General features: G+C 46.4%; 1 protein-coding gene. It reads left to right on the plus strand.

Going from position 1 to position 633, the window contains the following annotated elements; all coding sequences use genetic code 11:
• The coding region (locus ABD481_RS46700) for a DotA/TraY family protein (RefSeq protein ID WP_344672348.1) at nucleotides 1-633 on the plus strand (633 nt) is incomplete at both ends.

Consider the following 633-nt stretch of genomic DNA (forward strand, 5'->3'; position numbering starts at 1 on the left):
TAACGCCAGAATGCAATACCAAACAGGTGACAGCACATATTCTATATCTGTAAACAACGGCTCAGCTGTATGTGGGACCGTTTCCCTGCCACAACGTCCAGCAGGATGGACTTCTATCTTCGCTAGCGGTTATGCGGATTCCGTCTACAGCGTTCAGCAACAAGCAACGGACACGTTGTGGGGAAAAATGAAGACTGCTGCAGAGCAGTTTAATGCAGCATATATGGCAAAAATGCGTTCCGGGGACGGTGAGCTGCCAGATGTTGAAAGCGCGATCCAGACTGCTGCGCGTGATTACCAGCTTCAGGTTCAACATGCTGCTAATTCAGCAGCCGGTGACGACGAAATTGTTCAAAAAATGGAGTCGGATATCAAAGAGAAAGGGTGGCTATATCTTGGTGTGTACTATCACACATTAGCTACTGCGAATACCGAGATGAAAGATGTTGCTAACCTGAAGCCGGTAGTTTCAGGAATGAGTAACGATGGCGATATCGGCTCTATCGATTACTTTAAAGGCTTGTTCCAGGCTTACCATTCTCAACTGAAAAATAGTAATTATACGCCGCCTCTTGGCACCGAATCTAACGCACTTGCAAGGAACATTGATCAAAAAAGCCTTGAAAATGCCGC

Source organism: Catenulispora yoronensis, from assembly GCF_039531695.1.
Lineage (GTDB): Bacteria > Actinomycetota > Actinomycetes > Streptomycetales > Catenulisporaceae > Catenulispora > Catenulispora yoronensis.